Origin of the sequence: Mucilaginibacter sp. (assembly GCF_036383575.1) — a bacterium.
Classification (GTDB): Bacteria; Bacteroidota; Bacteroidia; order Sphingobacteriales; family Sphingobacteriaceae; genus Mucilaginibacter.
Window position 1 is genome coordinate 1 of record NZ_DASVOB010000764.1, and the last position, 8750, is coordinate 8750.

Annotated in this window: 5 protein-coding genes and 1 pseudogene; 5 read left to right on the forward strand and 1 reads right to left on the reverse strand. The window is 41.8% G+C overall.

What is annotated here, in order from left to right; all coding sequences use genetic code 11:
- Window positions 1-429, forward strand: a pseudogene (locus VF500_RS27235) (hypothetical protein); the annotation flags it as partial.
- 270 nt (window positions 430-699) lie between these two features.
- Entirely contained in the window at window positions 700-1296 is a 597-nt protein-coding gene (locus VF500_RS27240; protein ID WP_330862686.1) for an RNA polymerase sigma factor, read from the forward strand.
- 39 nt (window positions 1297-1335) lie between these two features.
- Here VF500_RS27240 and VF500_RS27245 read toward each other — a convergent pair whose 3' ends face one another.
- Window positions 1336-2184: a hypothetical protein gene (locus VF500_RS27245; protein WP_330862687.1), complete on the reverse strand. Its 849-nt coding sequence runs from the start codon at window positions 2182-2184 to the stop codon at window positions 1336-1338.
- Window positions 2185-2256: 72 nt separating this feature from the next.
- Between VF500_RS27245 and VF500_RS27250 the strand changes: the two genes are divergently transcribed.
- The 3 genes from VF500_RS27250 to VF500_RS27260 all read left to right on the forward strand — a co-directional run.
- Window positions 2257-3441, forward strand: a complete 1185-nt coding sequence (locus tag VF500_RS27250; protein WP_330862688.1) for a FecR family protein — start codon at window positions 2257-2259, stop codon at window positions 3439-3441.
- 131 nt (window positions 3442-3572) lie between these two features.
- Window positions 3573-7058, forward strand: a complete 3486-nt coding sequence (locus VF500_RS27255; RefSeq protein ID WP_330862689.1) for a TonB-dependent receptor — start codon at window positions 3573-3575, stop codon at window positions 7056-7058.
- Window positions 7059-7069: 11 nt separating this feature from the next.
- Window positions 7070-8750 (forward strand): RagB/SusD family nutrient uptake outer membrane protein (locus VF500_RS27260; RefSeq protein WP_330862690.1); only part of this gene is annotated, 1681 nt, incomplete at its 3' end.

The following is an 8750-nucleotide window of genomic DNA, read 5'->3' on the forward strand; positions in this document are numbered from 1 at the left end:
GGAAAATATCACAATGCTATTGAAAGGTTAAAGTACGGTTCTAATATTTCAACTAATGGCGTTTTTCAGGATGCCATTGGAAAATACCTCGAAAGTGGCCAATATGATAAACACATCAGGAAAATGAAGGTAGCTATCAGATCTCAAATGATCCGGTATATCACGGCGATCACCGCCAGTTTTCCCACCGGAACAAAGCTCTTCGTTCCCCAGGGCGGGCTAAGTATCTGGATTGAGCTCCCGTTGGGAACGGATGCCTTCATATTACAAAAAGCTGCACTACAGGAGGGGGTTGGCATTTGTCCGGGGCACATCTTTTCTACATCTGATTTTTTTCATCACTACATCCGAATAAACTTTTGCCCGTTATGGAGCCATAGCACAGAAAAAGCGATTAAGAGGCTTGGCCTGCTTTTAAAGAGCATTTAAAAGAGAAATAAAGAATAATCGCAATATGATCTTGATTGTGAACCCGAAGCCAGAATTTTGTGTAAAAGCGATAATTACAAGGAAACCGTTTTTATGAAAATCAAGACTAAAGCAGGGGAGGACATTGTGTTTGGTAAAATAATTGTTAGATTTGAACGCCAGTTATAATCTATTGATAAAGAGCTTCCGGGGGTACTCCTTTAAAATGGGCAGGCATCTTTTAACCTAATTTATATTCCAATTATTTTTATATAGATAACCAATATAGAAATGTTAATACAATTAGATGAGAGTGAATTATTAGGTCGGCTCTCAAAAGGAGACCGAAAGGCTTTTACTGTATTGTATAACCGGAACATCAATAATCTATACCGTTACATCTATCTGATCTGCCGGTCGGCCGAATTAACTGAAGAAATTGTTCAATGTGTTTTTATAAAGATCTGGGAGCGCAGGGAATCATTAACAAATATTGTTTCTTTCCGGTCTTATGTTTATCGCGCTGCCAAAAACCTTTTATTAGATCATATCAAAAAAAGCAAGACTGAGGCGCAAGTGCTGGTTATGGTCCAGCCACTTTCTGAAGAGAGCCCCGAGCGATCAGATGCAAAAATAAATTACAAAGATTTTTACCTGATGGCACAGGATGCTATCAATTTGCTTCCCGAAAAAAGAAGGCAGATCGTTGAGCTTCGTACTAAAGATGAACTTTCTTTAGATGAAATTGCCGAAAAACTTTCTATTTCTAAAGCCACCGTGAAAAAGCAATTATACAGCGGGATGGATTTTGTAAGGAAACACATGCTTGCCCATGGCGAGCTTACTATTGGTGTTTTTCTTGTTGGGGCCTGGAAGCATTTATTTTAAGCCTGGTCAATCTCTTGCCAAGGTAATAAAGGGCACATGCTATTTCACCTCTTCAACAATATCCGACTTGATCAACTGCTGATAAGACTTCTTTAACAATTTCAGGTTTTTTTCTTTGTCGGCCGGCCTTAGTTTGATATTGTTGATCAACAATAAAGGTTTATCGCCGCTGCCAAGAAAGCCAAATTGCAAGCTTTGTAGTGTGTCTTTGCCGCCGTCCAGTACAAGGTTATTGATCAAGTAATAATCCGCCCGGTTACTGAAACGCTGCGATGTGTCAATTTCGATCCGGTAACCTTTGGCCCGCAGTTTGGCCAGTGCCGCTTCTTTTGACATTTTCATTTTATAGGATTTTCCAATATGAATATCACCGCCCGGCTGCATATAAAAACTGATTGGCGGTTCTGTGGCCATAAAAACCAGGGCAATAGGAACAATAGCCAGAAAACGTAAAAAAACAGGCTGAAAATTGCTGACCCTGTATCTATCGATACGTTGGATCAGGTACCAGGATAAAGGCAAAACTGATAAAGCGATATAATCGCTGTAATCAACCGTTCTGGTAATTGGTATTAATGCGATTTTATTATAGCACTCAATGAAATCTGCCGAAAAAGGTGTTTTCCAAAAAATAAAGAATAAGCCAGTGATGATAACCGACCATTTGGAGAGCCTTGGAAAGAGGAACAATAAAAACATAGGGAAGATCAACAACCCTGCAAAGTCAGACACTTTCCCGGTTAGCCAACTGGTAAAATGTTGTTTCAAATAATGATCATTGAACGCTAATAACAGCAGACCGGCAATAAATATCCAGTTAAAGATCAGATAGTGGTTACGGTTCTGATACATAGGGCCTTGCATGGTTTTGTGTTTTAAAATTGACATTTTTCCCGACATTATTAAAAAAAATATTTTTTTGAGTAGTCCTTTATTTCTTCCCGGTCGTCTTACACATATATGGACGAAATAGCACGGAACAATTTCCTTAAAAAGTTTTCTGAAAACCGGCATACCGAACAGGAGCACAAGCTTTTTATAAAATGGCTTGAATCACTTCCTGATGAGGAGGTTGAAATTTTACTGGAGCAGTATGGCGATTTTTTCAAAGATCTGCCCGATCAGGAGTCTGCTAACCATTCTGAGTTGCTTGCTAAAATTGAAGCCCAAATTGATGCGGCTGAAACTGAAGATGCTTCAGATCATATCATTCGGCCTAAAACTCCATTTAAGAAACTTATAGCGGTTGCAGCTGCTATCTTATTGCTCATCACCATTGGGATAGTCTTCAGGAATAACCTGATTAAAGAACAAACAATTGCAAATAATACTAATAAGATAATTCCCGGCGGAAATAAAGCAATACTCACGTTGGCCAACGGCTCACAGATCGTGCTTGAAAGTGCGAAAAAAGGAGTGCTGGCTAATCAGCAAAATATCATAGTTAACAAAACAGCTGATGGTAAGTTAGTATATGATGCTTCTCAAAAGCAACAGGATAACGCAGAATTGCAATCTGGCTACAATACGATCTCAACCCCAAATGGCGGCCAGTACCAGGTTGTTTTGCCCGATGGTACCAGGGTTTGGTTAAATGCGGCTTCCTCGCTTAAGTTCCCGGTTGCGTTTACCGGCAAAGAACGGAATGTTGAATTATCGGGGGAAGGTTATTTTGAAGTTGCAAAAAATAGGGCTATGCCCTTCAGGGTAACGGTAAATCATTCAACAGTTGAAGTATTAGGCACCCACTTTAATATTATGGGTTATGCCGATGAAAAATCTACCAATACAACCTTATTGGAAGGATCGGTGAAAATAATTTCAGGAAACAATCAAAAGCTTATTGTGCCCGGCGAGCAGGCCCGTGTGAATGGGGCAATAGAGGTGGCCAAAGTAAATGCAGCACAGGCTGTAGAATGGAAGAACGGCAATTTCAACTTCTCGCATGAAAACATAGAAACTATTATGCGTAAAGTGGCCCGCTGGTACAATGTAAGCGTACAATACCAGGGCGCTATAACAAACGAGGGCTTTGTAGGGACCGTTCCGCGTTCTGAAAATATCACTGAAGTTTTAAATGCACTTGAATTAACAGGATTAGTACACTTTAAAATTATTGAGAGGAGGGTTATAGTTATGCCATAAATCTACTCATGGTATAAACTTAAAAAGGAAACCGGAAGTGCAGCGAACACTCCCGGCTGATGTTTGAGTTTATAACCGATATATTATTGATCCACAACGATAAACCAATTAAACCCAAACATTTCAAAGATATGAAATTTTATGCTCTTACCGGGTGTAGGCACTCTGCCTATATCCATAAATTTCTGTTGGTGATGAAACTTACCATCGTTTTATTGATCACAGCTTTTGTCCAGGCATCATTTGCAGGTCACGCGCAAAACATCACATTTTCTGGCAAAAATACCCCTATTGCGCAGGTATTTAATGAGATCCAAAATCAAACCGGTTATACTTTTCTTTATACCGATGAAATGCTTAACGGATCGAATCCGGTGAGCGTTGATTTTAAACGTACGCCGTTAACCGAAGTGCTGAAAGCCTGTTTCCGGGATCAGCCGTTAACTTATACCATAAAAAATAAGGTTATCATAGTACAACGCAAATTGCTGGATAGGGATGTCCCGGCAGCCCAGCCAATAGTTGTAAAGGGTAAGGTGACCGACGAGAAGGGGAGCCCTCTTCCGGGTGTTACGGTAACCCTTAAGGGAAAATCCATTAATACGGTAACTGACAATTCAGGGGCTTATACCATTACCATACCTACAGGAGAAACCAATGCGGTACTTGTATTCAGTTTCGTTGGTTTTGATTCGCGGGAAGTGGTTGTAGGAAGCCAGGCTGCCATCAACATCAAACTCACAGTTACCGATAATAAGCTTAATGAGATTGTAGTGGTTGGCTACGGTACTCAAAAAAGAGCTACGCTGACCGGTTCAGTAGCAACAGTTAATGCCAAAGCATTTGAAGATAAAGGCAGTTTGGCCAATCCCTTCCAGGCTTTACAGGGACAGGTACCGGGTGTACTCATAACAAGAGGTTCTGCAGCTCCCGGTAATGAAGGCTGGAATATCAATATCAGGGGGGCATCATCCCTAAACCCTACAGATGCATTAGTGGTGATTGATGGTGTTGCCGCCGTTGGCGTCCGGTCACTGGATGCTATCAACCCTAATGATATTGAAAGTATGTCGTTCCTGAAAGATGCATCGGCAGCTATTTATGGCGCGAGGGCCGCTGGCGGTGTAGTGCTGATCACTACTAAAAAAGCCAAAAGCGGTAAAACTGTAGTACAATACGATGGTTCCTTTTCAAGCAAAATTGTGGGCCTTCAACCTCATTTAATGAACGTGGAGCAATGGGCCAATGGTGTAATTACGGCCAGGAGAAATGATGGATTTGACGATAGCGATGTTTGGATCAAGTATGGTAAGCTGGCTTTAGCTAATTTGAATAATTATATAGATATCAAAACCTATGGAAGCAACCCCTTACCAAATTTTAGCGATGTAAACGACTATGTATTTTTTAACAACAGCTGGACAAACGTTTTATGGGGAACAGCAAACTCTACCCAAAATAACTTAAGTGTTGCCGGCCGTACCGAAAAGGCAGGTTATCGTATTTCTTTAGGGTACATGGACGACGGAAGTATCCTGCGATGGGGAAATAATTCCAATAAACGGTATAATGTACGTTTGGCTAATGACTTCCTGATTGGCAGCAAGGTGAAAATCGAATCAAATATAGCCTATGACCGTAATGATGTTTTAACGCCGACCCTGATCAACAACGTACTTGGGCAATACGCTCAGCCAGGTATGCCCATATCAACCATTAACGGCGGCCCATATGCATGGGGCGGACAGCTTAACCCCAACTGGCAAGCCAAATTGGGTGGCGATAACCGTTTGACCAAAGCAAACGTTTATATCAATGAAAAAATCAATTACGACATTATAAAAAGCCTGAAGTTTGTTGCCACCCTGGGATATAATACCAACAATGCAAACCGTTATACGCAGCAAAATTCAATTCAGTGGTACAATTATTTAGGCACCGTACCGGGTATTACCAATCCTACACAGGATGCAGCCTACTTTAAACGCGCAAATCTTGGCGAAGACTACTATAATGCCAATGCCTATTTCGAATACAAAAACACTTTTAACACCGACCATTCAGTAAGTGTTACTGCAGGCAGCCAGTATGAGCGCGACGAATATGATTATTTTGATGCTACCGTCCTTAACCCGGTTTCGCAGGATATCAAAACGTTAACCGGTATTGGTAACCAAACCAATAGTGAAACAAAAAACCACTATGCAATAGGTTCTGCATTTAGCAGGGTTAATTATGCCTATAAACAAAAATACCTGCTTGAGGCTAATTTCAGGTATGACGGTTCTTCTAAATTTGCCGAGGAAGACAGGTGGAAGGCATTCTATGGTTTTTCTGCAGGATGGCGAATCAGCCAGGAAAATTTCATGAAAGGTGTTACCTTCTTTAATGATTTAAAGCTAAGGGCATCCTATGGCGTTGTAGGTAATCAAAGCGGTATCGGTTTATATGATTACATCCAGCAATTGGTATTAGCTAAAACGGGTACCGTAACCAGCAATAACCCGATATTGGGTTCGGGACAGGCCGTAACCGTTGGGCCAACTAATGGCCTGGTGAGTTTAAACAGGACATGGGAGCGCGTCAGGAATAGCAACATTGCGCTCGATTTCTCAATATTGAACAGTCGTTTAACCGGTACTGCCGAGTATTTTATAAAAGATAACAGCAATATGCTGTTACCGCAAACCTATCCTACAATTTTAGGTGCCCAGGCGCCGGCCGCAAATATCGGTCACCTGAAAACCAATGGCTGGGAAGTAAGCCTGTCATGGGCCGATAAAATTGGCGAGGTTGGTTACAATGTAGGTGGTAATATCAGCTATAATAAAAACAAGCTGGTCAACATTAATGGCGCTACAACTATTTATGGTGGATACAATGCCGCAACACAGGGCTACCCGATAGGTTCGGTGTTCGGACTGGAGTATGCCGGCCGGATCCAAACACAGGAACAGGCAGACGCCGCGACCAAGTTAATTGCCGGCTCTGATATTCCGGGTGGTTCTTACACAACTCATATCGGCGATAACTCATATAAAGATCTAAATGGCGATGGCAAAATAACCAGCGCCGATTATAAGTATTTAGGTACCGACGACCCACGGTATTCTTACTCTTTCAATGCCGGGGTACAATGGAAAGGTTTTGATATCTCTGTAATTTTTCAGGGGGTAGGCAGCCGGACCATTTTCAGAAATGGTGATGTATGGCGGGTGCCTTTTAGCGCCGTTTACCTGAATACTACCAATCAATCAGTAAACAATAACTGGACACCAGAAAATACGGGCGCTTATTATCCTAAATATTCAACCAATGGTACTGTTAATTCCTACAACTACCAGCCCTCTTCATGGTCGGTTGAAAATGGCGCTTACCTGCGTTTGAAAAATGCGGTAATAGGCTATACAATACCTCAAAAACTGATTTCTGCAACCAATTTTATATCAAAACTACGTGTTTATATCTCAGGAAACGATCTGTGGGAGATAACTAAAATAAAAGATGGATGGGACCCGGAGGCACCAAGAAATGTGATCACCACAGACGGAAGCCCTTATTATGGCCGCTATCCATTTTACAGATATTTAACCGCCGGTGTTAACGTTACCTTCTAATTTTTGAAAACATGAAAAGATTTAATTATAAATATATCGTAGCGTTTGCATTGATTGCTGCTGTATTCGGTTGCAAAAAAGCATTGAACCTGAACCCGCAGGATACCTTGTCTGACGCTGCTTATTGGAAAAAAGCCAATGATTTTAAGCTGGCCGCCAACGCATTTTACCTGTATGAAAGAACATTTGCCGGCACAGTTACAGATGGTGTACACAGCGATCTGCGATCGGATCTGTTAACTAACAGTACTAAAAACGTTTACAGCCAGGGAACTAACAGCGTTGTACAAACAGACGGAACATATAATACAGATTACCAGCGTATCCGGAATATCAATTTTCTTTTAGACAAAGCTTCAACCTATGCTGCACCGGCTGAAATAGCCCAGTATGTAGCCGAAGCCAAATTTTTCAGGGCATATGTGTATTTCGACCTTCTGCAAATCTTCGGTGGGGTAACTATTGTTTCGAAACCGCTTGATACCAATGATCCATTATTGATGGCAGCGAGGAACTCGAGGGATGAAGTTGCCGATTTTATTATAGCCGACCTGAATGCTGCAATTGCCGACCTGCCGCTGGAAAGTGTGCTTAGATCGGCAGATGAGGGGCGTGTAAGTAAGGGAGCTGCCGGGGCGTTGCTATCAAGGGTAGCCCTTTATGAGGGAACCTGGCAAAAATCAAGAGGAAACGCTACACGCGCCAATACATTACTGGATATAGCCATCAGCTCAAGTAAAGCTGTAATGACCAGCGGGCAGTATGCCTTGTTTGGCACAACGGGTTCAAGCATTGCCTTAGGCGATTCGGCGCAGAAGTATATGTTCATACTTGAAAATACCAAATCAAATCCGGCAGGTATTACCAAGTCGGCAAATACCGAGTATATCCTTTCAAACCGCTATGATGAAAGTATCCGTATCTCTAATCTTAACATAACCAAAACCACATTTGGCAATGGCCTTGTAGATTGGGCAACTCGCAAACTCGCTAATCTTTATTTATGCAGTGATGGTTTACCTATTGAAAAATCGCCATTGTTTAAAGGTTATAGTATGGCGAGGTCTGAATTTGCTAACAGGGACAAACGCATGCAATATACCTTAATGGTAAATGGCAATTACTACTGGAACAATACCAACTATCGTGTTACCTGGAAAAATGATGCCGCAGATATGGCCAACGCCGCTTTAAAACCGCTGGTTTCTAATTATGGTACCGGTTACCAGAACCAGAAATGGGCGTCAGAAAGAAATGTGGCCGATACCTACGAGTCATACGATTACCCTGTGATCAGGTATGCCGAAGTATTACTGAACTACGCTGAAGCTACTTATGAACGCAACGGAAATATCTCTGATGCCGATTTAAATATTTCGTTAAACCAGGTAAGGCACCGTGTAAACAGCGCAATGCCATTGCTTACTAATGATTTTGTAACCGCCAATGGCTTAAATATGCAAACGGAGATCAGGCGGGAACGAACTATCGAATTATATAATGAAGGTTTCCGTATAGATGACCTTAAACGCTGGAAAACCGCCGAAACAGAAATGCCGATGCCGGTACAAGGCATTAAATGGGCCGGTACCGAATTCGCCACCATCTGGCCTGGTGCAAGTACCATATCCCAGGATGCAAATGGCATTTTGATTATCGATAACGCCAGGACCTGGCAGGATAAAAACTACC

What these genes read in the sequence shown, in the direction of transcription:
- VF500_RS27250 (WP_330862688.1), top strand. Translation starts at nt 2,257, where the DNA reads ATGGACGAAATAGCACGGAACAATTTCCTTAAAAAGTTTTCTGAAAAC.
- VF500_RS27255 (WP_330862689.1), top strand. Translation starts at nt 3,573, where the DNA reads ATGAAATTTTATGCTCTTACCGGGTGTAGGCACTCTGCCTATATCCAT.
- VF500_RS27245 (WP_330862687.1), bottom strand. Translation starts at nt 2,184, where the DNA reads ATGTCAATTTTAAAACACAAAACCATGCAAGGCCCTATGTATCAGAAC.
- VF500_RS27240 (WP_330862686.1), top strand. Translation starts at nt 700, where the DNA reads ATGTTAATACAATTAGATGAGAGTGAATTATTAGGTCGGCTCTCAAAA.